Source organism: Microbacterium sp. HMH0099, from assembly GCF_049384025.1.
GTDB lineage: Bacteria > Actinomycetota > Actinomycetes > Actinomycetales > Microbacteriaceae > Microbacterium.
Map to the genome: position 1 here is coordinate 459,930 of NZ_JBMRJR010000002.1, position 25,357 is coordinate 485,286.

General features: G+C 62.4%; 28 protein-coding genes. 14 read left to right on the plus strand and 14 right to left on the minus strand.

All coding sequences use genetic code 11. From position 1 onward, the window contains the following. Positions 1-453 precede the first annotated feature (453 nt). Positions 454-2,172: a DUF4209 domain-containing protein gene (locus tag ACO03V_RS05915; protein ID WP_423136948.1), complete on the plus strand. Its 1,719-nt coding sequence runs from the start codon at positions 454-456 to the stop codon at positions 2,170-2,172. Between the two features lie 160 nt (positions 2,173-2,332). On the opposite strand, the gene ACO03V_RS05920 is transcribed toward ACO03V_RS05915, so the two are convergent. Then, positions 2,333-3,274, minus strand: coding sequence for a DUF4238 domain-containing protein (locus ACO03V_RS05920; RefSeq protein ID WP_423136949.1), 942 nt, complete (start codon positions 3,272-3,274; stop codon positions 2,333-2,335). Positions 3,275-3,640: 366 nt separating this feature from the next. Here ACO03V_RS05920 and ACO03V_RS05925 point away from each other — a divergent pair, with 366 nt between their 5' ends. Next, a complete protein-coding gene (locus tag ACO03V_RS05925; protein WP_423136950.1) occupies positions 3,641-4,681 on the plus strand; it encodes a hypothetical protein in 1,041 nt (346 codons plus the stop codon). Positions 4,682-4,735: 54 nt separating this feature from the next. Here ACO03V_RS05925 and ACO03V_RS05930 read toward each other — a convergent pair whose 3' ends face one another. From ACO03V_RS05930 to ACO03V_RS05955, 6 genes are all read right to left on the minus strand, one after another. Next, the gene (locus ACO03V_RS05930; RefSeq protein WP_423136951.1) at positions 4,736-7,825 is read right to left on the minus strand and encodes an N-6 DNA methylase; all 3,090 of its coding nucleotides are present in this window, start codon (positions 7,823-7,825) and stop codon (positions 4,736-4,738) included. 164 nt (positions 7,826-7,989) lie between these two features. Then, positions 7,990-9,102 (minus strand): XRE family transcriptional regulator, encoded by a 1,113-nt coding sequence (locus ACO03V_RS05935; RefSeq protein WP_423136952.1) that lies wholly within the window; start codon positions 9,100-9,102, stop codon positions 7,990-7,992. Then, positions 9,099-9,704 carry a hypothetical protein gene (locus ACO03V_RS05940; RefSeq protein ID WP_423136953.1) on the minus strand — a complete coding sequence of 202 codons (606 nt, stop codon included), beginning with the start codon at positions 9,702-9,704 and terminating at the stop codon, positions 9,099-9,101. The genes ACO03V_RS05935 and ACO03V_RS05940 overlap by 4 nt, the downstream gene beginning before the upstream one ends. Positions 9,705-9,867: 163 nt before the next feature. Then, positions 9,868-10,374 (minus strand): DUF3846 domain-containing protein, encoded by a 507-nt coding sequence (locus ACO03V_RS05945; protein ID WP_423136954.1) that lies wholly within the window; start codon positions 10,372-10,374, stop codon positions 9,868-9,870. A 171-nt stretch (positions 10,375-10,545) separates the two neighbouring features. Then, the gene (locus ACO03V_RS05950) at positions 10,546-10,893 is read right to left on the minus strand and encodes a hypothetical protein (RefSeq protein ID WP_423136955.1); all 348 of its coding nucleotides are present in this window, start codon (positions 10,891-10,893) and stop codon (positions 10,546-10,548) included. Between the two features lie 184 nt (positions 10,894-11,077). After that, positions 11,078-11,455, minus strand: a complete 378-nt coding sequence (locus tag ACO03V_RS05955) for a hypothetical protein (RefSeq protein ID WP_423136956.1) — start codon at positions 11,453-11,455, stop codon at positions 11,078-11,080. A gap of 169 nt (positions 11,456-11,624) precedes the next feature. On the opposite strand from ACO03V_RS05955, the gene ACO03V_RS05960 reads away from it, so the two are divergent. Then, positions 11,625-12,440 carry a hypothetical protein gene (locus ACO03V_RS05960; protein ID WP_423136957.1) on the plus strand — a complete coding sequence of 272 codons (816 nt, stop codon included), beginning with the start codon at positions 11,625-11,627 and terminating at the stop codon, positions 12,438-12,440. Positions 12,441-12,468: 28 nt separating this feature from the next. Here the strand turns inward: ACO03V_RS05960 and ACO03V_RS05965 are convergent, their stop codons facing one another. The 6 genes from ACO03V_RS05965 to ACO03V_RS05990 form a co-directional block, all read right to left on the minus strand. Further along, on the minus strand, positions 12,469-13,017 hold the full coding sequence (locus ACO03V_RS05965) for a hypothetical protein (RefSeq protein ID WP_423136958.1): 549 nt from the start codon (positions 13,015-13,017) through the stop codon (positions 12,469-12,471). A gap of 271 nt (positions 13,018-13,288) precedes the next feature. Continuing rightward, entirely contained in the window at positions 13,289-13,633 is a 345-nt protein-coding gene (locus ACO03V_RS05970; RefSeq protein ID WP_423136959.1) for a histone-like nucleoid-structuring protein Lsr2, read from the minus strand. A 212-nt stretch (positions 13,634-13,845) separates the two neighbouring features. Next, positions 13,846-13,992: a hypothetical protein gene (locus ACO03V_RS05975; RefSeq protein WP_423136960.1), complete on the minus strand. Its 147-nt coding sequence runs from the start codon at positions 13,990-13,992 to the stop codon at positions 13,846-13,848. Between the two features lie 16 nt (positions 13,993-14,008). Then, a complete protein-coding gene (locus ACO03V_RS05980; protein WP_423136961.1) occupies positions 14,009-14,371 on the minus strand; it encodes a hypothetical protein in 363 nt (120 codons plus the stop codon). Between the two features lie 56 nt (positions 14,372-14,427). Further along, a complete protein-coding gene (locus ACO03V_RS05985) occupies positions 14,428-15,186 on the minus strand; it encodes a hypothetical protein (RefSeq protein WP_423136962.1) in 759 nt (252 codons plus the stop codon). Positions 15,187-15,201: 15 nt separating this feature from the next. After that, entirely contained in the window at positions 15,202-15,912 is a 711-nt protein-coding gene (locus ACO03V_RS05990) for a hypothetical protein (RefSeq protein ID WP_423136963.1), read from the minus strand. 465 nt (positions 15,913-16,377) lie between these two features. Between ACO03V_RS05990 and ACO03V_RS05995 the strand changes: the two genes are divergently transcribed. Further along, positions 16,378-16,728: a DUF6907 domain-containing protein gene (locus ACO03V_RS05995; protein ID WP_423136964.1), complete on the plus strand. Its 351-nt coding sequence runs from the start codon at positions 16,378-16,380 to the stop codon at positions 16,726-16,728. Positions 16,729-16,790: 62 nt separating this feature from the next. After that, positions 16,791-17,027, plus strand: coding sequence for a helix-turn-helix domain-containing protein (locus ACO03V_RS06000; RefSeq protein WP_423136965.1), 237 nt, complete (start codon positions 16,791-16,793; stop codon positions 17,025-17,027). Between the two features lie 354 nt (positions 17,028-17,381). Here the strand turns inward: ACO03V_RS06000 and ACO03V_RS06005 are convergent, their stop codons facing one another. Continuing rightward, a complete protein-coding gene (locus ACO03V_RS06005; RefSeq protein ID WP_423136966.1) occupies positions 17,382-18,857 on the minus strand; it encodes a hypothetical protein in 1,476 nt (491 codons plus the stop codon). An 89-nt stretch (positions 18,858-18,946) separates the two neighbouring features. Here ACO03V_RS06005 and ACO03V_RS06010 point away from each other — a divergent pair, with 89 nt between their 5' ends. The 9 genes from ACO03V_RS06010 to ACO03V_RS06050 all read left to right on the plus strand — a co-directional run bounded on the left by ACO03V_RS06010 (position 18,947) and on the right by ACO03V_RS06050 (position 25,298). After that, complete coding sequence (locus ACO03V_RS06010; RefSeq protein WP_423136967.1) at positions 18,947-19,483, plus strand: hypothetical protein; 537 nt, start codon at positions 18,947-18,949, stop codon at positions 19,481-19,483. Positions 19,484-19,700: 217 nt separating this feature from the next. Further along, on the plus strand, positions 19,701-20,012 hold the full coding sequence (locus ACO03V_RS06015) for a hypothetical protein (RefSeq protein WP_423136968.1): 312 nt from the start codon (positions 19,701-19,703) through the stop codon (positions 20,010-20,012). Between the two features lies 1 nt (position 20,013). Then, entirely contained in the window at positions 20,014-20,289 is a 276-nt protein-coding gene (locus tag ACO03V_RS06020; RefSeq protein WP_423136969.1) for a hypothetical protein, read from the plus strand. 273 nt (positions 20,290-20,562) lie between these two features. Next, positions 20,563-21,201, plus strand: coding sequence for an MT-A70 family methyltransferase (locus ACO03V_RS06025; protein WP_423136970.1), 639 nt, complete (start codon positions 20,563-20,565; stop codon positions 21,199-21,201). Positions 21,202-21,254: 53 nt separating this feature from the next. After that, positions 21,255-21,455 (plus strand): hypothetical protein, encoded by a 201-nt coding sequence (locus ACO03V_RS06030; RefSeq protein WP_423136971.1) that lies wholly within the window; start codon positions 21,255-21,257, stop codon positions 21,453-21,455. A 73-nt stretch (positions 21,456-21,528) separates the two neighbouring features. Next, a complete protein-coding gene (locus ACO03V_RS06035; RefSeq protein WP_423136972.1) occupies positions 21,529-21,687 on the plus strand; it encodes a hypothetical protein in 159 nt (52 codons plus the stop codon). Further along, on the plus strand, positions 21,684-23,867 hold the full coding sequence (locus ACO03V_RS06040) for a type IV secretory system conjugative DNA transfer family protein (protein WP_423136973.1): 2,184 nt from the start codon (positions 21,684-21,686) through the stop codon (positions 23,865-23,867). Before ACO03V_RS06035 ends, ACO03V_RS06040 begins: the two co-directional genes overlap by 4 nt. A 154-nt stretch (positions 23,868-24,021) precedes the next feature. Then, the gene (locus tag ACO03V_RS06045; RefSeq protein ID WP_423136974.1) at positions 24,022-24,852 is read left to right on the plus strand and encodes a replication-relaxation family protein; all 831 of its coding nucleotides are present in this window, start codon (positions 24,022-24,024) and stop codon (positions 24,850-24,852) included. Beyond that, positions 24,849-25,298: a hypothetical protein gene (locus tag ACO03V_RS06050; protein WP_423136975.1), complete on the plus strand. Its 450-nt coding sequence runs from the start codon at positions 24,849-24,851 to the stop codon at positions 25,296-25,298. Before ACO03V_RS06045 ends, ACO03V_RS06050 begins: the two co-directional genes overlap by 4 nt. Positions 25,299-25,357 lie beyond the last annotated feature (59 nt).

The window sequence follows — 25,357 nt, forward strand, 5'->3', positions numbered from 1 at the left end:
TTTGTTGTCCTCGTCGAGCACGTGCGCCGTGAGGGCACCGTCGTACGCCTGTGAGGCCCCGAGTCGTTGACTGTCGGGGATCATCGGCTCGTACGGCGGCATGCGCCGATCGTACCGGGGTGAGTCACACCCAGGCACACATGCTGTAGCGTCCCCTGAAACAATGGTCCCGCCGAGCAGGCGGAGATTGCGCCGTCTTTCGGGACATCAACTCCGAAGCATTCATCCTCCGAAGGTGTCAGTGGGGTCTATGCTGCTCACTCGCCGGAATCACCCTGTCCCCCAATGCGTCTGGTCACCCGCGAAACCGTGTGGAGCAGTCCGTCCGTGATCTGGGAATCAACGTTTCATGTCTCGCAACTCGACAAAGTGGAACGAGATCGATTCTGACAGCGTGGCCAACCGCGTGCCGGTGCCGACCACGCCTGGTGATATTGGCGATACTCTCACCGCATGACGGATGATGAGCGGTGGCGCGGCGACGTCAACCGATCGCCGGCACCCGACGTGAGCCCCCAAGCCGTTGATGCGCAGCGCGCGAAGAAGATTGCCACCTCGATTGAGGACTACATTTTCAACCCCTCGGATCGTTCTGCGCCTTACAGGCCGTGGCTCCCCGGAGATATCGGCCCGGCAGATCTCACTGCAGACGATATGCGGATCGTCATCAACCTCGCCGCCCTCGCGGACAGCTGGCGGCTACGGGTCCGATGCTTGGATTTGATCGCGCTACGGAGCGCGGGGCGCGCGCGAGCGGACGCAGCACTGACAATGCTGGAGAGCCTGCGAGAAGCTATAGCGGAACCGGGCTTCAAGCCGTGCGATATGGACCTCGTGACCCGCGCCCTGGAGCTGGGAGGCTTTGGTCCCGCGCATCGCGCGGTGGTGGAGCAGATTGAGGACCGGGTGGTAGAGCTCATCTTCGCTCCCCTCCCGGATCTGCACTACATCTCATTCAGTCGACGCTTACGTGAGGACAAACGCACCCACCGCCATGCGAAACGGCTAGCCTGCCAGTTCTCATTCACCGCACGAAGCAGCCGGTCCGCCATCGAGCTTGAGGAGGCAGCGGAATGGGCTGCCATCGCAGGAGATCGCGATCGTTCAGACGACCTGCTGCTCGATCTTGCATTGACGCTCCAGGAGGAAGCACGAGGGCACATCGCAGATGCTCGTGTCGACAGCGCTTTCTACGCGTCGGAACTTCTCCACCGTGCACACAGAAACTACCTACGGACCTCAATCCGAGCCCGCACCGTCCGGGCTCTCGTAGACCTCGGCAATGAACTCACTGCCGACATCCGCGGCGCCGGGAAGATCATCGTGTCCCACAGCACTCGTAGAAGCACCCCGCTCCCCGACCTGAGCGCCACGCGGGATCATGCGCTCTCTCAGATCGCCAACGCCAAGGACGACGATGCCCAAGCGATATTCCTGCGCCTCATCGACCTCACGGACTACGCAGCAGAGCTCGCCGACGCAGAAAACATCCGCAAGAACTTCGCGCTTCTCACCGACACACCCCGCCGGACCATCGAAAAGGACGGCCGGGTGAGCGCAGTCACCGGCAACAGCAAGAAACAGGTCTTCGGGGTCCCCTCCCCTGTGTGGCACCAGATGATGCGCAGCCACGAATTTCGCGTCCACACGATCGTCCCCCAGCTTCTGCACCCGGTCTGGCAGCACCTCCACGAAACACAGCACTGGTCCCACTCGGACTTCGTCGACATCGCCTCCCAGAGCGACATGACTCCCAAGGACAGGACGACATCGGTTGGAACAGCACTGTTTTACGGGTTCACGGGCGACTTCTTCACCGCCTTCCATCTCCTGATCCCGCAAACCGAGCACCTCGTCCGCGAACAGCTGAAGGCCATCGACGATCGGACCAGCCGCTACGCCGACGGAGTAGAAGACGAGACCAGCCTGCCTTCGCTTCTCAAATCCGGGAAGCTCGAACAGGTCTTCGGGGTCTCGTTGGCTTTCGAGCTTCGCGCTCTTTTCGGCGATGTAGGGGGTCCCAACCTTCGCCATCGCGTAGCCCATGGCCAGATTTCCGACGAAGAAGAGCGCTCTCCGTACCCCTTTTATGTGTGGTGGCTGGTGTGGCGAATCGTTGCAACCCCCCCTAGCGACTGGGCGGATCCGCGTCCGGCTGCGGTGGCAAACTGATTGAGTAACTCACGCGGCGTCAGGTACGCGATACGCCCTTGGATGTGAGCGGGGGCGCTGGGAGATTCGTTTCACCGGCTGCATGGCGTCCGTTTGAAAGCGGGCCAGGGGATTCGGCGCGTCGGCGAAGCGTTCGGGCAACCGCAGGCGCGGGACCGTTCTACTTCTCCCGAAAATCGAAGGGGACAAACTGAGAGTCGTCGGGATGATGATAGATGTTGCTCGCTGCGTGGGCCGCCGTACACGCATTCATCGTCCTCTCGATTTCTTTGGTCCCGAATGACCGATCGTCAAAAAGCCCCGAGCGCGTTTTCTCTATGAGCGCGCCAAGGTCGTCGTCGATTGAGTAGCGGCCGTCAAACGGGTTCCGCATGACAAGACCGATTCTCCGAGTCATCGGGTACAGCACGAGCCGGGCATCCCGGACACCAACGCCCATCCACGGACCGGCCTGCTCGTGGGCGACCAGCGATACGGGAGCGTCGCTGGTGATGAGTGCGCGGTCCGTGAACCGCACTAATGTCCACGGACGACACGCAAGGAACCCAGCGATCTCGCCGGTGGCCTCGCCCATCAATTCGATGTGGTCACGAGCTGTCTGCGGCAACCGGAAGCCACCGGGGTCAAGGACAGCAGACCACATCTCGTCGACATCTGCCTCGCTGAGTGGTCGCCCAACGATATCCGACGCCAACTCTCCAAACTTCTCTCGGCCCAATTGGCCCGCCGCTTTGGAGAACAGCCCTCCCGCGGCCGACTCCATCTGCCGGCGCCGCTCGGGTCCGCGCAACATCTGTAATGCGATGAACTCCGCGAGAGTGTCGCGGTCGGTGCGAGGTAGCGGCCAGTCGCCCTCGTCGATGCGTTCGAACAGGAGCGCGGTCTCGGACTCGATACCCTCACCCAGTCGCCTCTCAAACACATCGGAGCCACTCGGATGGCCAGGTATCGAGTTCAGGTGGTTCTCGCCGCCTGTCTTCTCAACCAGCGAGGTGCGGCCCTTCCGTTCAGGTAGACGAATGGTCCTGATTCGCTCGTTTTCGTCCGCGAAGCCGCGAAGTACGAACTGTGGGTTGATGTGGTGATACTTCGCGACGCTCACTCCGACAACCTACTGCGAACCGGTGGCCGGGATCTCCCTCGCAACCGGGACACAGAACCGCCTGACTCATCCGCTTGGATGCTTCGGATATGGACCGACACCCCTTTGGGCAGCGTATGCCTGACGAACTGTAGGCGCGACGTGAGATAAGCGCGACACGCCGGGCCTCACTCTTAGGCGCACGGAGACAGGGGGCTGAAAAGCTAGGCCCGAGCATCGGGTGCGTTCACGCATCCCGTCAAGCCAGAGAGCGGGGGTCGGGTGGGGTACCACGTCGCAATACACGCACAAGATGTCTCGAGCGGACGAGTTGAGGCTGTACTGAGAGCGCTGGCGCGTGCCGCCTCAGCTGCGGACGATTACACAATGGTCGATGTCGCGGTCGCCTACGCGAGCACGGCCGGAGTTCGACTGCTGGACGACGCGCTCACCAACCCACGATGGGACCGCGCCTCAAAAAGATTCCTGGTCAGCATCGACTTCGGGATCACTCAGCCCCAGGCATTGGACCGGATCGCGCAGCTATCCAACTCCGAAGTCCGGATACCCAATGCGTCTCAGGTTCTAGCGTCTCCGAGTTTATTGCCCCGGTCGACCTTCCATGCCAAAGCATTCATCTTTCGAGGCGCGTCGTGGAGCGAGTCTTGCGCGTCAGTAGTGGGCTCAGCCAACCTCACCGCCAGTGCGCTCGCGACCGGATCAGAGATCGTCGTTGGACAGTCTTGGTCGAGCCGTCCCTCACGATCAGAGCGGCGCCAGCTCCAGACATTGAGGAACACCATTGCCTGGTTCGATGACGCGTGGGCGACCTCTGTACCTTGGTGCGATATCCGCGATGCGTACCGTGACGCCTATCGCGGGAAGCCGCGGCCCCGAAAACCGCCAGAGGAACGCACCGCCGCCACACGACAGTACCTCAGGCCTACGGCAGGTCCGGACGTGTCGAGCTCACTGACCATTCAGCTTGCTAACGCGAGACACCTCTGGATTGATACCGGCACCATATCGAAGAACCGCGGGCCGCAAAAGCCGGGGAACCAGCTAGACACCCCAAGAGGTACTCGCGTCTTTTTCGGGTTCGAGTCCACGCGTGTCCCCAAGAACCACAATTTCGGAAAGGTTGAGATGCGAGTGCGACGGCCCGGCACGCAATTCGTGGAACGATCAGTGCGCTTCGGCAACAACGAGATGGATAAGATCAACCTTCCAATCCCCGAGCAGAACGGTCTTGACTCGTACGATCACTCGTATCTACTCTTCACTCGCCTGGCACCGGGCCCCGAGGCCGCAGATCGGTTCGAGCTAGATGCGACAGATGAAAAAGCAGTTCGTGACTTGAAAAGCGCCGCCGTCAACTCACTCGACCTGACGATGACCTCCGGGAGAAGGTACGGACTAATTTTCTAGCCCACAACCAGGTGTCGGCAGATGACGTACAAAAAACTGCTGGCTAGGTTACAACTACGCAAGCGATGATGAGTTGGCCGTGACCTCGGGAACTACTTTGAGAACGAGATCCTCAATGTCTCGAAGTATATCCTGACGCTCGAGTTCGGACCGGACCAGTTTGCGGGCGGCCTGGAAGGTCTTAGCGCTCGAGGTATCGACCGTACTTGCTACGTCCTCAGCATTACCCACGGATTCGGCGAGCGCGACGTGCAAAGTGTTGGTCGGGTCGTAGGGCATTATCCGGGCCCTGAAAACGTTCTTGTCGAAGTGTCGGGGGCCGAAAAGACCGACGGCCATAAACGGTCTGACTCTCTCGAGCACGGCTGCCGAATTGAGTATGCCGACCAGGTAGCGTGCTTCATCTATCGTGTTTGCGGCCGCCCAGTACAACATGTGATCAATGATCGCGTCGGGGTCGGCAACTCGCGCCGCGGCGATTGAGTTGCCCGCCTTTGTGTAGACAACGCGCTGGCTCGCTGAAGGAAGCTGAGCGCTCAACTGACCGATGTAGTCAATGCGGTCGAGGAACGAACCAGGGTCGTTCGCCGACTTGTTGGCGTTCCAAATCTCCTCCGCCGCGACCCACCAGCTTGAGAGGCCTTCATGCTCAGCGATCTCGTTGGATGAGAGAAGCTTTCCGGTCTTTGGCGAGATCGGTAGCACCGCCTTCAGGGGCGTCCTAGTGCGGAATGGGAGCGTGGTCTCACCGAGATGAACAGGACGGACAAATGTCTTCTCGACTACGTTCGAGATCGCCGGCAGCGACTTCCACGGCGGCTTATCCTGGTTCGTCTTACGGGAGACGACTGAGACACGCCCCGCACCAGCTCCTAGCGGGCTCGACCTGCCTTCCTCGACGAACGTCAACATTCGAGGCGCGAGGACCGCCCCCTGACGGAACCTCTTGCGATAGATGGAGAACGTGGCTGCTGCGTCTTCTTCGCTTGTCACCCCAACCGTGGTGACATCTCGTGTCAGACGCGGGAGCATCTCATCCCATGTGACGTCGGACTTTGCGCCCTTCGTCGACCATGCCTCGACCTCTGCGGTCATCGCCTTAGACGTCGTTCCGCGGTTGCCGACGACGACGGCTGCGTGATTTGGGAATCCGGTCGCGGCCTTCTGCAGGTCCCACGCGCGACCAAACTGCACGCGCAGATCGAGAATGGTGCTCCCCCAGCGCCCCGAACGGAACTCAGCGTGCGGTTGGCGAGTGAGAACTCCGTGGGGAACGATCATCGCAAACCTGCCACCTGCTCGCAGGTAAAGCTCAGTGGCCCGCACAACGAACAGCGGCGCGAGGTCCCTGCCGGTGGCGCCAGCTCTGCCGGTGATGAGGCCGCGAGCTTTGAGCATTGCGGTGAAGCGCGTCTGCATCGGGCCGGTCATCGCCCCGTACCGCAACCAGGGCGGGTTGCCGACTAGGACATCAACCTTGTTGTCGTCCGTGGACAGCCATGTGGGACGAACGAGATTACGAACGTAGTAGCCCCAGATGCTGTCGCGTCCATCGGCGTGCAGTCTGCGCATGGTGTCGTAGGTGGCGACGAGGACATCCATGTCCTGCTCGGGGATGCCGAACTGGCGAAGTGTCGGCGAGATCACCGTCTTACTGGTCCGGTTGCTTGTGTCGGATGCCTTGTCTGACATCGCGTTGACGAGCCGATCGAAGTTTGTCGCGTCCCGGAGGACCGACTTCGGGAAGACGAGATCGTCGTGGAAGAGCGCCGCACCAGCCTCCACAAGGTCGGCGCCTGATGTTGCGATGGTGAGCTGCTCTTCGGAGGCGAAGATGTCTGCCTGCTGTTCCCATTGCAGAGAGTCACCGAGGTAAACAGGCACGACGAGTGGCCCACGGTCGTCGGCGGTGAGCCGTTCCACGCCGATGGCGAGCAAATACGTGACGCGGGCAATGGTGACCGCCACTGGATGGACGTCCATGCCGGTGACGTGCGACGTCACCCCGCTGATTGCCTCACCGTTCGACATGCCGGCTTGCTCCGCTGCGGCGAGGTACCGGCGAATGGCGTGGAACAGGAACGTACCCGAACCGCATGCCACATCTGCAACACGTTGAGTCAGAGGAGCGTCTACGTTTGCGTCGACGATGGCTTGAGCCATCCAGTCGGGCGTGTAATACTCGCCCAGCGCCTTTCGGTCACTCGTGTCGATCACGGATTCGTAGAGGAGCTTCAGTACGTCGTGCTCGACATGATCCCAGCTGAACTGGGCTATCCGTCGGGCGACGTTTGCGATGAGCTCTTCGCCGCCCTTGACGTCGAGGAGCCAGTCGAAGAAGTCCGCTTGCACGACACCGACGATCTGTGCGTTCGAGAACTCAGTGCCAAGGCTGAGCTGCTTGGCGCTGATTCCGCCCTTTGCACTCACGTCGAACCCGAGGGCGGCGTGAGCGATGATCTCCGCGGTGAGAACGAGCAGGGTGTGGTTGATGAAGAGGGCCTCGTCGTCTTCGAACGCGGACCCGAAAGCGGTGCGAAGGAGCTTGGCCCATAGTTCGCGCTTGAGTGCAACTTCTGTGTTGCCTGCATTCGCTTGATAGAGGTCTCGGAATGCGGCGACATCGACGAGGTGGGCCGGGGAGTTGGCTCCGAGTCGCCGGACGATTTCAGCTGGTGTGGGCTTCACCTGTGTCTGCGTCGATAGGACAGCTTCGAGCCATCCCACGAGAACAGGCGGTTCCTTGCCCGTCATGTCCAGTTCGGCGACGAGTCGACGCCCCTCGGCACCGACATTGAACAGCAGCCAGAGAACGCCGTCGGTGAGGACACCTGAGTAGTGGGCGCCTGACTGCTCGGTTCGTGTCGTGATGTAACCCTCCAGCTGAGACTCGCCATCGGCCCGCACCGTTTGGTTGCGAAGATCCTTCTTGACTTCGATCGCTACTTGCCCGACCTCGACATCAATACGACGCCGAGTGCCGTCCGCGGAGGGCGCCTCCATGTGCGCCTGATCAAGGCCAATGTTCAGGTCGCCGACAGTGAGTAGCCCATAGATGTCGGCCTGGATGTCCGCTTCCGTGCGAACCGGATCGCGTTTGATGAGCTGGCCGATCAACACATCGCGGGCAGGCTGTGAGGTCACACCCCCACGCTACCTAAGCCGCGCGCCTAAGCCTCGGACTTCCTCACCACGCAAGTCCAAGGCGTGCATACGATCGGTATGTTCCGCTCGCGAGTCGATCCGCGGTCCGGCTCAAGCGATGCCCGTCTCCCGAAGACCACGCCGCAGCAGAGACCCGCGGTCGCTCAGACCGAATGACGGTTCGCCCGTGCCCGCCTCGCCGCGTTGATGTTGGTGACATTCCCGCGCACGTGGCGCGCCGGCAGCTTCTTCAGGGGCAACTCGTCTGCTCGAGCGTGCCGCTCGAGTACTCGCTCTGTGAACCGAAGCGACCACTGGTTCTCCTCAGCCAGGCCCGACGCCGGGGCAACGCCGTATGCGAGTTCTGCCATAGCTCGCAACCCCCGCGGCTTGACCGGCGGAATGAATGTTCGCTCGCGCAAGCGCTCGCCCCGCGCACTCATCTGTTTGAACAGGCTGGTGTACTGCTCTGGCGTCAGCCGGTCCAAACGCCGCGCAAGGCGGATCAAGGCTGCGATTGAGACGCCCCATCGCCTTTTGAGCAGGGCGAAATCACTCATCGTGGGATGAGCCGGCATCTCCGAATCCAACACGCTCGGTGGGGTGAGGAATTGAAGCGCGAATTCGTCTGCGGATGATTCGATGTCGCGATTTGCGGGTAGACCGCGGTGGAGCAGGAGGTGTCCCACCTCATGAGCGGTTGACCAGAGCTGCCTGTCTCCCGCGTCGGTGTGAAGAAGTGCGATGACGGGCTTGTCCCCAACCCACAGCGAAAAGGCGTCTCGACGCATCGCGCGCAGAGGCAATCCGATGACGGTCACACCCATGCGTTCGAGCAAAATCGGGAGCCCGCCGACGGGCTCGTCCTGTCCGAGACCAAGAGCCAACCGCGCCGAAGCTGCCGCGCTGACGGGATCCTGCTGAGCAATAGGCATCCGAAGCGGTGGGCCTACAAATTGAGTCTCAAGCCGCCACACCGCTTCGGCTACGACCTCCCCTGTGCGCGTTGCCTGATCAGCCTGCTTCATCGACATGCCTGCCTGCGACCGGAAATGGACTGGTCGTTGGCCGAAGTCGACCACCTGTGGCGTTGAAAAGAAGGACGTCGGAAACTCAAGATGCGCAGCCAACAACGTCAGCCGGTCCGGCCCCAGGTCGTACGAGTCTCGCTCAGCACGCGACAAGTGCGCTTGAGCGATCTGCGTTTCACGGGCGAGTTCCGCCTGCGTCATCAGGGCCATCTCTCGCGCTTGTCGCAATCTGGCCCCGTAAATCATGAACCTTGGAGCTCCTTCCGCCCAACCGCCGGACGAGGACGGTAGGCCAGGTCTTCGACGTGGTGACTGAATCTGAGCAGCAACGGCTCGCGCCAGTCGGCGACCACATGACCTGATTCCGCATCAAGCGGACGGATCAGTGTGAACCGACTCAATGTGCCGTTCTTGTGTTCCCACAGCAAGATCGTGTGACACTCCGATGGCATCTCCGGAACCCCGAAAATGGGAACGTATAAGGCGGAGCTTGAAGCCTGCTTGAGGAAGCTGCGACCGGTCTCGGTCGAGGGTACGCGCACTTCCCCTCCCGATCCGTGCCAAATTCGAAGTTGGTCGGTCTCGCCGATCGTCAGATGCAGACCGCTCATAGCAGCACCCAGATTGTCCTCATCGCGGGCCTCCGGGTTCTGACCCTTGATGATGTCCAACGCCTCGCGCCGAACGAGGTGCGAGAACATCTGCGGATCGGCGCGAGAATCCCAACCGTTCTGCGCGTGAACCTCCTCCGCGAGCGCGATTCCCTCCGACAGCGCGTGGAAACAGAGCTCCAGAGTGTTCGCGAGTCGGCCGATCGTAGCCTCGGGGCCGTGATCTTCGATCTGCATGAATGAATGAAATCACGGGAAGTTCACACCATGGTGAAGACACGCCGCCCAACTCAGAGCGGTGACGCGCCCACCGCCATCGACGCACCGAGTTCGATGGGACCGACGTCTGTGAGGGGCGACGCAGAGGGGCGGCAGCCATCAATGATGACCACGCCCTTCGTCAAGGATGATTGCTCTCGCTTTCGACACGGCCGACGCGCTCGATCCGCACTTCTAGAGCTGGTGACATCTCCCGCAGGAGCGTCGCCCAGACCACCGTCTCGAGGTAGTCGTCACGGTCAATCGGTTCCTCGTGCCACCGGTTCTCGCCGCGTTCGCGAGTCCGGACTCGGTAGACACCAGGCTCGAGCAGTCGGCGCGCGAGTTCGCTCGGTAGCTCCGTGTTCTCGCCCTCATCATTGGTCAGACCAACGACCGCGACGTCGCCGACAAGACGTGCGTCGCGGGCCTGCGGAACGTGGAACCGCCACAGGAACGTGGCGCGCCGGTTGAACGGCAGGTCGCGGATGAGTCCCTCTTCGTTGACGTACATCGTGACGCCGAGATCAGGGATGTCGACCGCTTCGGTCCAGCCGCCGACAGCCTGCTGGTAGTCCTGGAGAGAATCCAACGTGGCGGTCTTGAGCGGTGCGGTGTTGTCTGCCGGAATGATGATGCCCTGCACCATGGTGGTGTTTCTCCTTTGTGCGTGCGACCGGGAACCGGGATGGTTCTCGTGGGATCGCAGAGCACAAACGAGGTCGGGCAAGCGGCGCGGCCGAGTGGGTGCGGGGCGGCCGGCGAGCAAGCGTTCGGGTGGGACGTCGCTCGAGCCGGCCGCCCGGGTGAGGTGGAACTGTCAGCTGTCCCGGGGCTTTGGCGGCGTTCGCGGCGACTTCGGCGCCGGTGTGGCGTCGAAGATGGCGGCGATGGCGTCGCGCTTGCCCGCTGCCTCGCGTTCGATTTCGTCGCGGACATCTTTCGCGCGGCGTTGGATGGCTGGGTCGGCTTTGGTCTTGTCGATCCAGGCTTCGATGGCGAGGCGGACTTCGTCGGTGACGGTCCGGTCGTTGAGCTGGGCGATGATGTCCAGCTGGGTGCGGGTCGACTCGTTGAGTCTGACCGCAAGGGGTTTGATCGGGCCGTAGCCGAGTCCGTTCGCGGACGCAGCTGAGGCGGGTGGGGTGGTGGTGTTGGGCTCGCTCATGGGCGGGTCACCTTCCTTGACGGGTGCGGCCCGAGAACTCGGATGGTTCTCTCCAAGACCGCATACCGGCAACGAAGCCGTGGAGCGGGAACCAGGACTGAACTGCAGCACCCGCTGTATCCAGTGAACGACGACACGCTTGGAATGCCAACCGTCCGATCGCACTGCGAAGCCGTCGCCTAGGTCACATGTAAGGCGCGAGGTTGTCGTAGGTCATCACAATGAATCCCGCAGCGCTCAGCGCGAAGCCGAAGACCACAGACCATGTCGGCCTGCTCTGCTTCTTCCGACTTACTACGGCGACGCCTCGCACAGCAAGCAGCCCAGAGCCAAACAGACCAACGAATGCGCCGATGAGGGTGAATCCGAAGACAACAGCGGCGGGAAGAGGTAGGAAGGCGGCGAGGGCGTTCGCGACCGCGCCGGCTATCGCGAAGGTCCAGCCAACGGGTTTCATGAGCCTGACGTTCACGTCCGAGTCAAAGTGTTTTCTGATAACGCGCGCTTCCCACACGATGCCCATCACAACAGTTCCCGCGCCTACAAACCACAGAAGCCCCATTTCACCGAGCCTACTGACACAACGGAGACCATGATCGCTCGCCACGCGACGACCGATTCCGCAGACGAAGCGAACAACAAGACTCAACGAGACCAAGCCGAGCGAAGCAGCTAAGGAAAGTCTTGCTGCTAGGCCGGGCCATCCACGCACTATCGGGCAGACTTAGCGGGTGAACAGCACCTCATTAGAAGGCGCATCGGTCATCGTCTCGATCATCGCCGCAGCCATCTCTGCGGTCAGCGCGGCCGTGGTCGCGTGGCAAGCGGTGCAAACCCGACAGAGCACCCGCGCGGCTATCGACGCCGTCGATGTCGCCCGTGCGGAGTTGAGTCAAGGTGAAGCGCTCCGCGACGATGCACTGAAGGCGCACATCGATGCCGAGATGCCACGCGTAACGGTCACCGCGTATCTCCATGCCGAAGTCCTTGACCCTGCCGAATCGCCCGCATCCATTTTTGTTGAGGACCGAAGCAGAGACCTTGTGACTCAGACCGAGTATGTGCTCCCACGGGACTCCTCGAAGCTTCTTCGGGCAAAGGGAACGGTCACTGTAATCAACGACGGCCCGAGATTTATGGAGGCGCAGTACCGGTCCGATTCGGATCCCTCAACACGCCCACTCGACCTTGCCGTTCCCCCAGGAGAGTCGCGAACAATTGAAGTCTCCCGCACTGAAACAGTGGGGCGATGGGTGGAGCTCGCGGGGTGGGCGCAGGGAGACACTTCGGTCGAAGGTCCTTATGAGGTCGTCATCTTCAGCATGAGCTACAGGTTTCCCGGATGGGTCGGCGCCGTCGAGGAACATCGAGTGATTATGGGCGGAACCGCAGTCGAACCAGTAGAAGGCAATGCAAGCGCGTGGCGCCCCGCGCAGCTCAACAGTTCGAGGCAAGATCCCGTGTCGCCTGCAGCACTGATGCCTCAGCCGTTCGAACGTCACTACTTTCGTAATGCGCCTGATGACGACGTGATGAGCTGGTTTTAGGCCTCAGCGTTGCACTGACAAACGCGCCTTACACACCCCGAGCGAGATGCAGAAGCTGCCGGATCGCTCGGTTTCCCCGCCGTCCGATCATGTAGCCGGCGAGATCGAGAGCGTCGAACTCGTCCATGTCACGAAGCTTGCGCATGTCGCTGACGGCGTCCCTCTTGCCCCAGTCGTCGCGCCATCCATTGTTCCCGCTCCAAGCGATGCGTTCGTAAAGCTCCATCGCCCCGCCTGACCGGGCGGGAACGAGTTCCTCGCGCGTGTCGAAGTTCAGCGCTTGGTTGTGTCTCGCCCACCCGGCCAGCTCCCCTGCCTCCCACTCGAGAACGATCACGAAGCCGGCGCTTGCCGGGGCCATCGACGCGAGATCATCAAGCGACGGCCAGAAGTAAATCCGGACTGCAGGTCCGTCGAGTGCAGCCACCGAGGACTTCCGCGTTCGGTACGGGAGCTTCCCCCATCCGTCCGGCAACTGATCCTTGGTTGCCGCGATACCCATCACGGGCAGACGCTCTTTGGACGCCAAGTCCCGGGCGACGGCGAACACTTGCGACGATCGGCGGTCGACCGGCACTTGGCCATTCCACGGAACGTAGACAGAGCGAAGGTTTTTTCGTGATGTTGAGGTTTGCATTCATCGACCGTAACTGCGACCCCAGACACTCAGAGCTGTGCACCTTGCCTCGTGGAGAGTTGCCGCCCCCTGTGGGTTGCTCCGAAGACCCAACGAGGATCCTCTCTTATGGCCGAGAACCGGCTAGTCCTCAGCGGCGGCTAGCTTCATTTCGGCACGTATACGGAACACCCCCGCTCATGAGGCAGGGGGCGTTCTGTACGCGTCTTCGTCAGGCGGTGGCTAACTTGTAAGCCTCCACAATCGTCGCCGGAACGCGCCCGCGGTCGCTCACTGTGTGGCCATTCGCGCGCGCCCACTCGCGGACGGCCGCAAGATCCACATCACTCTTGGCACGGGACGGCTGACGCCCTCCTCGCGAGTTGGAGTGGCTGGTAACACGAGCAGCGTCTATATACGGCGCGAGCGCCTTATAGAACGAGTCTGCGTTGCTCTCAGAGAGATCAATCTCGTAGGCTCGGCCGTCGACGGAGAAGGTGATCTGCTTTCCCTCACCCTGCTCGAGAACGGTGCCGTCGAGGTCGTCGGTGATCTGTGCGATGTGCTTGATTGCCATGATGGGAAAATCGTACACGGAAATTCATCGATTTTCTGGGAGATGGGTTATCCTGCTCAGCATCTCGCCCATGTCGTGTGAATTATCAGTTTCTCTACCGGCTGACCGGTCAGTCCGATGAGAAATGAGCGCTACCGCCGAACTCGATCGAGAAGCCCGTGGGACGCTGATGACTTACCTTGCCTCACGGAGTTGCACCGAGCGGACATGTCTTAGCCGTTGAGAAGTTGACGGGCTCGGTTGCCTCTTGCGCTGCCTTCTTTGAGGAGCACCTTGAGGGTATGAAGCTCGTTGGCGGTAAGCTTCGAGATGCCGCTGAGTTCGGCCTTGAAAAGAACCTTGTCGTACTTGTCGTCCATGGTGATGTTCCTTGTCTCAATGGAGGTGCGCGGCGATGGTGTTTCGGATCTGAATGCTCTTGCTGAGCGAGTAGCTGTACCGCAAGCCGCTCTTGACGATGCGGGTGAACGCGTCGTCGCCGAGTGCGATCAGCAGGACGTCGCATTCGGCGTCATCGGCGACGACAAAAATCTGGATGCCCCATGCACCGCCGACGAGACCCTGGCCGGAAACGACGAGCTGGATGTCAGCGGCTTCGGTGGGCGCGGCCAGTGGGTCGCTCCCGAAGTCGAGCGTCTCGATCGACTTCGCACGGACGCGCTGCAGCGACTGCTGCAGCGCGCCCCGAACGTCGTTCAACGTCCTGGGGATGGTGAGTTCAAGTTCATCTGTCTTCATCGGAAACGATCCTCGGGTCGTTGTGGTGGCTGGTCAGCGGGTCGGGGTGCCCGTCGTCACCGCCAGTCGAGTAGCTGGACGCGGTTGATCGATCCGAACCAGCCGGTCTCGGTGCGAGCGAAGGACTTGTCGGTGATGAGCTTCTTCGGATCGCCACCCCCTCGCCCGATGGTGAACAGTTCGGGTGCTCCCGACCCGGGCTCGGGCGAGGAGATGAACGCGACCGTCTGTCCATCGGACGATCCGACGGGACTCCAGTTCTCGCGTTCCGTCTCAGGAAGCAAGCTCAAGTCGGTACCTTCGGCTCCGCAGGCCCAGCGTCCCTTGTACATGGGGTCCGACCCCGCGGGGTATGGGGCGTACAGATCGATCTCGGTGAGCGTGTTCGTGGTGCAGATGAGGGTGTTCGGGTCGAGCCAGTCGTTGACGGTCGCGCCTTGTCCGAATGGCCCGGGCTGTGTCCCTTCACTGTGCGGTGCGCACGTTGCGCTACATGGAGTGACGGTGCCGCTCGGCCAGACGAAGAATGACTCATCGACACCGGACATGACGGTTTCGGGTGCGCTGGCTGCGAGTGCGTCGGCGGACGTTGCGCTAGCGGGAATGCGTTTGACCTCTTCGCTGCCGTCGTCGAGGTAGTAGAACGCGCCGTCTGCGCCGAACACGGGCGACGAGTGCCGAAGGGTGTCCGAGAAATCGGACTGAGTGCCGCTCACAGCCTGGGTGACGTCGACGAACTGACCACCCTGCGTAATCCAACCGACGTGGGTGGAGTCGTCGGCGGCGATGGTCGTGGTGGCCGCAACACGTGTCAAGTCGGGTGAGAAGCCCTACTGCGCGATGTACGACGACGCCATGTTCACGCGCGGCGTCACCGGTTGCGTGCCTTCGAACGTGCGAGTCGCCGTCGTGGCCCCTGTCGTCGGGTCGATGGCGGTCAGTGTGACAGCGGTTGCCGAGGTATCTATGGCGATGATGCCTGACATGGCGTCGGAGACGGTTCCACCGGTGACCGATGCTTCTTCGATGGCCTTGGCGCGGTCGGCTTTGAGGTAGAACTCGACCTGGCCACTGGAGCCCTGCGTGAAAGCCGGAATCGGTGTCTCCCGATAGCGCATGGTCGTGACGCCGTCGACCCAGCCCACCCCCGCGTTGTTGAAGTAGGTGAAGTTGTCGGGCAGCGTCAGGCTGGTGTCCGAGGTCTCACCTGTGGGGTTTCCTTCGGCGTCTGTTTGCTCAGTCGGCACACCGCCAGCTTGTAGACCCCACGCGCGGAGGTCGCCCGGGGTCAGCCGACCAGGCGTGTCGAGATTGAAGTACGCCACAATCACCCGCTGATACGTGTCGACGCCGTTCTTCGCCGCACCGACATCACCGACGAAGTAGGCGCATCCGCCGGCAGGAAGTGGTGATCGAAGCTCCCCGCTGAGGAGGTCTGCGTTGACGGCCCGTGCCCATGCCGGGTCATCGACATACGCTTGGCCAAGCTCCTTGCCGCTGGGGCAGCCATCCGGCACGGGGTAGCTGATCGGTGTCGCCACGGACCCATCGTCAACTGGCGCCGACTCAGGCGCGGAACACCCCGCCAAGAGGAGCGCTCCGCCAGCAATCACTGCAAGCCGTGCTGCCCACCTCGAACCTCGACGGCTTGGAAGGTTGCGGTGCCCGCTGTTCCCTTCGGGATTGGTATTGAGCGGGCGGAGACGGCCCCCGCGTCTCGTGCTTTTGAGCATCAGAAGTCCCATCGGATATGTCATTGCTGCGGATGCGCCGAGGCGCTACTTATAAGTAGCACACCAAGCGGCCACCCTCCACATCTGCGGCGACGTCACTTTCTGCGCCTCGCGCGGGTCTGACGACTCCACGTGGTGGGCGCGGCCGTCGACTATCGACCCGGCCTCCATGAGATCCGCCTCGACAGATGACTTCCCCCGCGATCGGCTCCGGCAATACATTTCGAGACCGCACCGATGCGTCGTCGGGCCGCGTTGAGAGAGGGATCACGCATGACAGGGAACGATCGCGGCCATGGGCGCGAGAACGAGGAGCACTGCCCCTCGTGGTGCGTCGCTGAGCACGAACATCAGGGCGATGATCACCAGCGCTGGCACTTCAGCACGTGCCACGAGCTGCAACTCAGCGAGCTAGCCGGCCCCGTCGAATCGGAGGGGCCGAGAGTCGAAGTTTCCCTACCCTTCGACGTGTGCCTTGAGCGCCCTTGGGGCGCCAAGACCACCTACGTCCTGATCGGCGTCGGCGCTGAACAGGCTCGAACTTTCTGCCTCACGCTCGAGAGCGCGGATCGGCTTGCGGCGGCGATGTCTGAGGTCGCCAGCGATGCGCGGCGGCGCGGCTAGCTCACGTGAGCGAGACTTATAAGTCTGTAGATGGATAAGTAGCATCAGACTGTGCTGGGAGAGTGGAAGGTGACCTGCAACGAACGCTTGGACGCAATCTACGCGCCCACCGACAGAAGCTCGGTCTCAGCCAGGAGCAGTTCGCCGAGAAGCTGGGTTACCACCGCACCTATATCGGCGGAATCGAGCAGGGGCTACGGAACCTAAGTCTCCGATCCGTCGAGCGTCTGGCGGCGGACCTAGGTCTGTGTCCAGCTGACTTACTGAGCGAAAGCCGCTTAACCACTCCGCCCGAGTAGGCAACGCGGCGGCGCTTCATGTGTACTCCCTGCTCGACTTCGAGCCATCCGCGCTCGAAATGGAGTTGCGATTTCGCGTAGTCCTACACATTCCAAACACTCACCCACCCAGGGTGCTTGATGTTGTACATGAGCCTTCGCCGCGACGGCTGACACGCCAGGGTTCCCGACTCGTCCATCCCACCGGCATCGGGGCCGTACACCACCAGAACTAAGCGTTCGCAAGGTTGGCAGTCGCGATCTAATCGGTAGCCGGATCTGAGAGCTCAACAGTCCAAGTTTCGTTCGTATAGACGGGATTCGAGCTGAGCAAATTGCCCTACCCAAGACCCAAAGAGACTTGCCGAATCAGAGCTAGAACCAAGCCTCCAACACCGGGGCGGTCGTGAGTGTGTTCGTGCCCGGATCCGCGACTTCTACAGTCCAGGTCGGCGCGCTCCTGTCGAGCGCGGTGGCATGCACTGCTCCCGGGGGTGAGACCACCAACCAACGACCCGACCGGAACTCATCGTCGCCGATGCTGACGATGGGACGATCCGGCCCACCGGCCTCGCACGTGAACGTGACGCGGGAAAAACTTGCATTGGGGCTAAGCAGTGGAACGCAGATGTAGTCGACGGGAATCGCACCGACCCTGATCTTCATTGACCACGGGTACTCCGTTTGATCGGCCTGCTCCGCTCCGACGATCTCTCCTCCTTTGAGGTAGGCGGGTCCGTCGACGATGTTGGGTTCGCGGGCTACGACTCCTGGCGTGGACTCCGCAGGGTCGTACACATCCCGCGGGTCGACACAGACGACGCCCTGGTCTCGGTAGGTGAAACACGGGTCGCGCACGATGCCACCAGACGAGCCGCCGTACGCGCACAGTCGCGCATCCCGTCGCGCGGAAACGTAGGAGCGACTCCAGCATGTTGAGATGCTTTGATCTTGCGGGGTCTCCGCAAATCTCTGCGCGTACTCGGCACCAGGGATGAACGTGTGAATGCTCGTAGACGTTGCTCCCGGCTGAAGAGCAATCTGAGAGCCAGGGGAATTCATGGCGCCGACGTACGCTACATAGCCGCTAGTGAGCACAGCGGTCACGGTGAGGGCAGGGGCGACCCATCTTGTCAGGGGCCGCCAGTTGAACGAGATTGGCGACTCGCTCGCAGCCGGTGCCGCTGAGTCGACTTCATCGACAGACCGACTATCTGAGGTCCTGAGCTCGCCTGGCGGGGAAGCGTGGTCGCTGAGGGCAGAATTGCTCGCGCGCGGCTTGGGGTCGTCACCGCTCGATGTGCTCACCGATTTGGTCCTGGATTCTGCGTGCTGATCAATCGCTGCTAACAGAGCGACCAGGAGCGAGTCCGCAACTTCTTGCGCGCGCGGAGTTAGCCTTTCACCTTGTTTATATAGAAAAGCCGTATGAGGGTGCCTCAAATTCTTGCCCGCCCAGCGCTGAGTTCGAGCCTTTAGTACGTAGTACGCCACCGTGCGACTCGCACCCTTGTTGCCCTTCGCGAGCTGTTCCACTAGTTTTTCTTCTTGCCCGGAATACAGAGCACCATTTGTATCGCGATGGATTTGCGCGATTGATCTTTCACGCATGTTAAGCAGCCACCCCGCTGCGAGAAGGTGTGCACTCTCGAGTTCAGGTCCCTTCAGTATCTTGGATAGCTCGTTCAGTAACACTTCTCGCGCGGCGACTGAACTTAATCCCCACTTCGTTGCTGCATGCTCCACGATTGGATCGGTCACAAAAAGTGGGGTATCCGGAAAATTACTTACCCATTCACCGAAACTTGTCGCGAGGGCGTCTGGGTCGAACACCGAAGAGTTGTCTGGCACTCGCGCATTGTATCGCAGCGGAGTTGACAATATGCATTCAATCGTATATAAATAGCGCTGGGTTGGCCCCCAATGAAGGGAGGCCTCCCATGGCCGAAGAACACAACGACAAGAACGATGGCGACGAAATTGCCGGTGACTTTGTCGACATGTACGGGTACCTCATGCACTATCCCGGTACAGAGCTAGACGCGTGCTCATCGCTGAAAGCATTCGCTGAGCACTATGCGCATGCCCTCATCGACGAAGGTCTCGTGCGGTGCCTGGCGGACCTGCTGCTTGCATGGCTTACGTACGGCGACGCAACCCGCTACTGCCCCACTTACGATATCTATCTCCGAGTGGTGATCTGCACGGTGGCGTTGTGGAACGGGGAGAACAAGCAGCAAGGCATCGATGAGCTGTACGCCGAGCCGGGCAGCGCCTTCCCTCGCCGCGAGCCCGACCCGCGCGCTGGCGAATACGGTGTTGTGCTGGAGTTCGTCACGCGACTCGACTCCCACGTCACGGTGATAGAGCATCCCGCCTTCGCTCAAGGCACATACGAAGCAGCCAGGATCGAACGATCCCTCGCTCACTGGGGCGACCACGAAGCTCTCGCGGCGTTTCGCACCAGACCTTCGTGACCTCACGCACCACAACCATCGAGTAATTCTCACGGCCAACCCTCCCCCCGATTCCGCACGGCATCGGGGTTTTTCCTTTTCCTCAAAAACAACCTGGTCGAAGTGTTGCGAAGGATTTGAGGTCTGCTCGAATCGACGTACCGACCTTGAGAGGCAGCGACGGGCTCGCCTCCGATCGGGATCGAGATGCTCCGAGTCGGAGCAGAAGGAGACATTGATGTTCGAAACGAGCAAAGAGTTGTCCGCCCTGGGATCCGGATTCACCGCCGCAGGCCTCGCGCAGATGAACGCTCGGGTCCAGCGCCAGACGGGACGCGAGATCGACCAGGTCCGCTCCCGCGCAGTGGTGGCGGCAATGGTCGAGCAAGGCCGCGGATTCATTGCCGAGCTGGCACTGAACGAAGTCGGGAGCCTGTCGGCGCTGGAGACCCACCTCATCCAGGTCGCCCCTCTCGGCGAGGCTCGCTACAAGCACATCGTCGACGCCTACGCCATGGGCGCCGCGCGGACGATCACGAGGTTCTCGTGACATGGTCCTCGGTCTCGTGGTTCTCGCCGGCCTACCGCTCCTCGCATTCTTCGCCCTCCTCGACAAGGTGCCCGACATGATCGGGTGGATCGGCGAGCAGATCGAACGCCGCCGAGATGCCAAGCGCGCCCGCATCGAGGCCGAACTCGACCGGACGCAGGCAGAACTCCGCGCGACCATCCTGCAACTCGCCGCTGAACTCGGTGCCGACGCGCACGAAGCACGAAAAGCCATGATCCGCGAGTCCTATCTGCACCGCGGGGAGCTCCCCCAATAGCCCGACGGGAGGGAAGCCCGGGGCGACGGAGACATCCGTCTCCGCCGCCCTGGAGTTCTCTTCACAAAAGAGGCCAAACCGCCTGAACGCAGGCAAATTCTTAGATCCGTCTTTACGGAACACAAGTCAGACCGACCGGACGCTTTACGAATCGATTCGCGTCCGTCATAAGTATGGACAGCAGCCCCCGCGGATCGCCTCAAACGTCCTCATTAGGAGCGACGTTCGGCGTGCCCGCATTCTTCACTTCGGCTGCTGGAAAGGAGGGTTTCCATGAACACAACCAACATCAACACGACCACCTCGGAGAACGCGCCGCCCGGCCTCGTCTCCTCCGGCGAGAAGTTCTCGTGCATCATCGCCGACCCGCCGTGGCAGGCGGGTCAACTCGGAAAGCACGGCGCTCAGGGGCACTACAACCTGATGAGCCTGGAGCGCATCATGGCCATGCCAGTGAAGAACCTCGCCGCCGACAACGCCCATCTCTACCTGTGGTGCTACCCCGCCACCCGGTACATCGCGGAGGACGTCATGCGCGCCTGGGGATTCGAATACAAGGACGAATTTGTCTGGGGTAAAGATCGAATGGGCCTCGGTCAATACTTCCGCCACGCTCACGAGACGCTGCTCATCGGCGTCAAGGGCAAGCTCCCGGTCAAATTTCGTGGGCAGCGGTCATTCGCAATGTTGCCACGTCAAGCGCACAGCCATAAGCCGGAAGAAGTGCATCAGATGGTGATGCGCATGAGTCCTGGCCCGTATCTGGAATTGTTCGCTCGCCGCCCGTTTCCCGGGTGGAATGTCTGGGGCAATCAAGTCGACTCCGACATCAGAGTCCCCGGGTATCCCGTTCCGAGCGACCGACTACACGCGAAGAACCTCGCCGCTGCCGAGGAGGCGCTCGATGCCTGAGTTCGCGCACATCATCATCCCCGTCACGTCGACCACCGCGAAGGAGCTCGTTCATGTCGTCGCCCGAGAAGGGACCGGTCGCCCGGTTCGTGTCCGCCGCGTGGGCAGTGTTACTCGCCTGCATCCTGCTGTGGGCGGCGGTCTGGATCTTCCAGCAGATCGTCTGGTGGCTGATCGGCTTGGCCGCAGCCGCCATCATCATTTGGTTCGCCGTCCTGGTGGTGCGGTGGCGGCGCGACCGGTGGCTTCGGTAGGGGGTCGCTCATGAGCCGCTCCTCGCAACCCCGCCGTGGGCGTGGCCGCCCGAGACGGGAATACCGCATCCGCGTGGTCGGTGAACGTCTCGAGCAGCCGGACTACAACAAGCTCGCCCGCGCGCTCCTCGAGCACGCCGCCATGCAGGCCCGCGCGACGACCGCGGAGACCGATGACGAGACGAAGTCGCCTCCCGCTGAAACCGTCGAGGACGAGGAGGCGCGTTCATGAAGCCGCTGATCGAGTGGAGGGAAGTGCACTGGACGCGCCCGTTGGACGCTGCCGTCATGACCGGGTTTCTTCGTGCCCTCGCCGCGGACCAGTCACGACGACCGCTGCTGTTTGAGGTGAGAACGGAGGCCGGCGTGACCCGATACCTCCTCGGTGGGGAAGGGGTCGATCTCTCCTCCGCGGCGAGCCTGCTGCGTCGCCTCGTCCCCGGGGTCGCCATCACAGAGACGGTCACCCCGCGGGCGGTGATCGACCGGGCCGGGCGGGTCAGCATCCGACAACGCAACCTCGGTCTTTCCGTCGACGCCACTACTGAGACGCTACGGGCCATCCTGGGAGCACTGTCGGGAGCGAAAGACCGCGGCGACGTCCTCGTACTGCAGGTAGTACTCGGCCGCGCCCTCCCGCCCGAGCTGGTGTCCCCCTCGGCGGTGGACCCCACGCTCACCGTCACCGACCTCCTCCTGACGGGCGCGCGCCCCGCACCGACCGGTATCCGGGGCCGGATGCAGGACAAGCTGGCTCAGTACCGTTTCCGTGCAGTCGTCCGCATCGGTGTCACTACCCCGTCACCGGTGCGGCGGCGCCTGCTCGTGCTGGGCCTGCTCGCGGCGCTTCGGACGATGCAGTCCAGCGGCACGACCGTGACACTCACGAGCAAGAACCCCGACCGCCTCAACGACGGCACAGTCCCGCTGCGCCAACCGCTTCGCCTGACGCCCGACGAACTCCTGCCGCTGCTGGGCTGGCCGATCGGCGACAACGACCTGCCCGGTCTGCCGAGTCGGCATCCGAAGCTCATCGCCCCGCCCGCGACCTACCGAGCGCCGAAAAGTCGCAGGTTCGCGGTCTCGACCGCCCCCGGCACGACCGCTGCCGTCGGCATCGACATGTCCGACGCGCTCCGTCACACCCACGTCTACGGGCCTACTGGATCCGGGAAGAGCACGCTATTCGTCCACCTGATCAGAAACGACCTCGACGCCGGTCGCTCAGTTGTCGTCATCGACCCCAAGCGCGACCTCGCTCAGGACGTGCTCAGCGTCGTCCCGGAGAAGCGGACTGGGCACGTCGCGATCATCGACCCACTGTTGAAGCGCCCGGCCGGGATCAACCCGTTTGCCGGGTTCGACCGCCACGGCATGGAGGACCGGCGCCCGCTCGTCGCGGAGATCATGCTCGATCTGTTCCGCGGTCTGTTCCCGAGCGCCTTTGGCCCGCTGACCGCAGATACCCTGCACGCCTCATTCATCACTCTGACGTACGCGCCCGAGGCGAGCCTGGCCGTGCTGCCGACGCTCCTGACCGACCCGGTCTATCGACGAAAGGTCGTCGCGCAGATCTCGGACCCGACGCTGCAGTCCTTCTGGGCGCAGTACGACGCCAAGAGCCCCGGCCAACAAGCCGCCGCGGTCGGACCCGTCATGACCCGGCTCCGGCAATTCCTGCTCCGCCCCGGTGTGCGGGCGGTGCTGGAACAAACCCGTCCCGCGTTCGACCTCGCGGACCTGTTCGTCAAGCCCCGCATCCTCGTCGTCAGCCTCAACAAGGGGCTCCTGGGCACGCAGGCCGCCAGCCTGCTCGGATCCCTCGTCGTCGCACAGCTCTGGCAGCTCATCCTGGGCCGCGCAGCCGTCCCGCTCGAGAAGCGCACCCCCGTGTCGATCTACATCGACGAAGCCCAGCACTTCCTCCACATCGGCGACCTCGGCGAAGCCCTTGAGCAATCCCGCTCCCTGGGCGCGGCCTGGCACCTCGCACACCAAAACCGGTCGCAAATGCCGGAGAAGCTGATGCGCACCATCGACAACAACGCGAGGAACAAGATCATCTTCGGCCTCGAGGACGACGACGCCCGCTCGGCTGCTCGCATCACCGGCCTCGACGCCGAGGACTTCACCCAGCTCCCGCCCTACGAGATCTACACCAGCCTGCAATCAGGTGGCACCCGCACCGGCTGGTTCTCCGCCCAAGTCCTCCCACCTCCCAAAGCCGTCTCTTCTGTCAAGGCAGTCACCGCCGAAGCCGAAGCCCGCTATGGCCGCCCACACCCCGAAGCACCCGACGAAGCGCCCAACGGCGCAGTTCCACTCATCTTCGACGACCCCGACATCACCACGTCAAACAACGAAGAGAGCGAGGACGAACCCCTCGGACGCCGGAAACGAGGCCCGCAATGACCCGCCTGGAAGAGAAGCCTGCCTGTCGGGTCGCCCGTCCGGTCACGTTGCCGAGACAAACCCTCGTCCCGCGTAGTTCCGCCCCTGTTGGTACCTTGCGGCTGCGGACTATCCCGCCCCTGGCGGGATCCCCTGTACCGCGGAGGGCACGAGCATGAGCGGCATTGGACGACGCGCCCTGCAGGACATCGCAGGCAGCCTCAGCGCCAGGGACTGGACCATCCTCCGCTTCCTCTCCACGCATAAGTTCGCCAGCACTACACACCTCTGCCGCATGCACTTCACCGCTCATGCCACCAGCAGCGCTGCCACAAGGGCCTGCCTCCGCGTCCTCGACCGGCTCCTCGAGCGCCGCCTCGTCGCTCGCCTCGACCGACGCATCGGCGGCATCCGCCACGGCTCCGCCGGATTCATCTGGCACCTCGACGTCGCCGGCGAACGCCTCACCAGGCCCCGCGGCGCTCCCCGCCGACACGTCGGCGACCCGACAACGGCCTTCCTCGACCACCACCTCCAGGTCACCGAGACCGTCGTCACCCTCCACGAGCTCAGCCGAAACATCGACCTCGAACTCGCCGCTGTGCTCGTCGAGACGGAAGCCTGGCGGACCTTCCTCACCAGCCACGGCACCACCGCCATGCTCAAACCCGACCTGTTTGCCACCCTGGCCACGTCCGAGTTTGAAGACCACTGGTACATCGAGATCGACCGCGGCACCGAAAGCACGCCCGTGCTCCTCGCCAAGTGCCGTGTCTACGCCGCCTACAAGGCCACCGGCCGCGCCCAAGCCGAGCACGGCGTGTTCCCGCGGGTGCTGTGGGTCGTGCCCAAACAGCGGCGCGTACAGCGCCTCCAAAGCGCGATCCACGCTGACCTGAAGCTGCCGCACAAGCTGTTTACCATCATCACCCCAGACCAGCTCACCACCACTATCGACCCCATCGCCGACACCGCATCAACCGAATCACGAAAGGAGGAACCATGAGCCCCGAAACACCACCGCCACCCGACCAGAGACCAGAGAAACAGGAATGGGGCGACGACCGGTTCGGTCCAGAAGCCCAGGCCTCCGTCGACCGCTCGCTGGGCACGCTCCGCGACCCCGACGACGCCCTCCGCGTCCTCGCCCTCGTCAAAGAGAGCGGGGCAGGCGCCGCCGCATACCTCCTGCTGCCCGACACCAACATCGCCGCAGCCAACCTCGACGAGACCTTCCACGACGCCTACGTCGACGCCTGGGAACACTTCGCCGAATTTCGCCGCGACGTCCTCGACGGCCTGGGCTGGCTCGACGCCATCAAGAACGTGATGGACGAGCAAGGCATCCCCGACGACCACCTCCGCTGGAACCACGCCGTGGTCGACGAACGCATCGCCGCCACCTACGACGCCATACGCCTCGACGGCTGGTGGCACATCTTCTACAAGTAACACTTCCGACCCTCTGCGCGGTCGGGCACAAGCTCACCCACCCAGGTGAGAAACAACAC